The following is a 1,854-nucleotide window of genomic DNA, read 5'->3' as shown; positions in this document are numbered from 1 at the left end:
CGAGCCGTCGACGCCGGCGTGGTTCATCTTTGCGATCAGCCGCGGCAGCGCCGACTCGGACGACGAGGTCGATAAGATCAGCAGGAACTCGCGGGCGAGGTACTTGAGCAGCGCGAAGATGTTGATGCCGGTCGTCACCTTGAGCAGGGTGCCGAGGACGCCGAACACGAAGACGGCGCAGGTGGCGTAGAAGCCGAGCATCAACACGGCCAGGCTCGTGAGCGCGTCGACCCCCGTCTCGCCGACCACGGCGGCCATGGCGCCGAACGCGCCGACCGGGGCGACCCACATGACCATCGCAAGCACCCGGAACACCAGCCGCTGGGCGTGTCCGACGCCGCGCAGGATCGGCTCGCCGGGTCGGCCCATGGCCTGCAGCGCGAAGCCCACGAGCAGGGCGACGAGCAGGGTCTGCAGCACCTCTCCGGACGTCAGCGCGGACAGCATCGAGTCCGGGATGATGCCGAGCAGCAGGTCGGTCGTGCTGGCGTGCGCGCCTGCGGCCTGCTCCGCTCCGGCCGACGCCGCCTCCTCGGTGAGGTTCAGCCCCGAGCCGGGGTGCAGGACGTTGCCGACCAGCAGGCCGATACCGAGCGCCACCGTGGACATCACCATGAAGTAGCCCAACGCCAGACCGCCGACCTTGCCCACCTTGGCGGCGCTGCGGACGGAGCCGACGCCGAGCACGATGGTGCAGAAGATCACCGGCTGGATCATCATCTTGATCAGCGCCACGAAGCCCTGGCCGATCGGCTTGAGCTCCACGGCGAACGCGGGGGCGATGAGGCCGACGGCGATACCGAGTCCGACAGCGGCGATCACCGCGACGTAGAGGTAGTGCGTCTTGTCCTTGCGTCGTACGGCGCCTGCTGGCGTCTCGGAAGTCGTGGAACTCATGATTCCTCCAGGAGCGGCCCGGGCCGGGTGCCCGGTGCCATGGCGAACATGGTGGGCGCGGTTGTGACGCACGTCACCGTTGTGTTCGTTGAGTTCACGGTGGAGCCCACCTCGCCGGGTTGCGGCACAATGCCCGCATGGGCAGGCCACACGAGGGATCCGTCGCCCGGCAGGTGCTGATGCTCCAGGTGCTCGTGGTGCTCCTCGTGGTGGTCGCCGGGCTGGGGCTGGCGACCTATGACGCCCGCCAGGACGCGCGTGACAGCGCGGTGGACCGTGCGCTCTCCGTGGCGCAGACCGTGGCCGACTCTCCCGCCGTGCACGACGCGCTGGACGATGCCGACCCGTCGGTGCAGCTGCAGCCCTTCACCGAGCGCGTGCGCGCCGACACCAAGGTCGACTTCGTCGTGGTGATGGCCCTCGACCGCACCCGCTACACCCACCCCGATCCCGTGCAGATCGGCCAGAAGTTCATCGGCGACCTCGGCGGCGCTCCCGAGGGGAGGGTCTTCACCCAGGAGTACACCGGGACGCTCGGACCGTCCATGCGGTCAGTGGTACCGGTCGACGTCGACGGCGACGTCGTCGCCCTGGTCTCGGTCGGCATCACGATCGAGCGGATCGACCGGGCGCTCCCCGCTGCGTTGCTGCCCGTCGGCATCGCCGCGGCGGTCGTGCTCGCGGTCGGCCTGCTCGGCGCCTGGCTGATCAGCCGTCGGCTGCGGCGCCAGACCCACGGCCTGGGCGAGCAGGAGCTCGGTCGCATGTACGAGTACCACCGCGCCGTACTGCACGCTGTCCGGGAGGGCCTGCTGCTGCTGGACGACCAGGACCGGGTGCAGCTCGTCAACGACGAGGCGCGCCGCCTGCTCGACCTGCCCGACGACGCGGTCGGTCGCCCGGTGGGCGAGCTGGGACTCCCCCCGGCTCTGGTGCGCGCCGCGGTCGGCCAGACCG

General features: G+C 70.3%; 2 protein-coding genes. One reads left to right on the top strand and one right to left on the bottom strand.

The features are described 5' to 3' along the window. On the bottom strand, positions 1–897 hold an 897-nt coding region (locus tag RMO85_RS12455), incomplete at its 3' end, for a cation:dicarboxylate symporter family transporter (protein WP_310529044.1). Between the two features lie 137 nt (positions 898–1,034). Here RMO85_RS12455 and RMO85_RS12450 point away from each other — a divergent pair. Further along, positions 1,035–1,854, top strand: an 820-nt coding sequence (locus tag RMO85_RS12450) for a PAS domain-containing protein (RefSeq protein ID WP_310529043.1), incomplete at its 3' end; no start/stop codon positions are given.

This window comes from Nocardioides sp., from assembly GCF_031422975.1.
Lineage (GTDB): Bacteria > Actinomycetota > Actinomycetes > Propionibacteriales > Nocardioidaceae > Nocardioides.
Note: the sequence above shows the minus strand (reverse complement) of the source record. Positions and strands in the feature narration are given on the sequence as shown.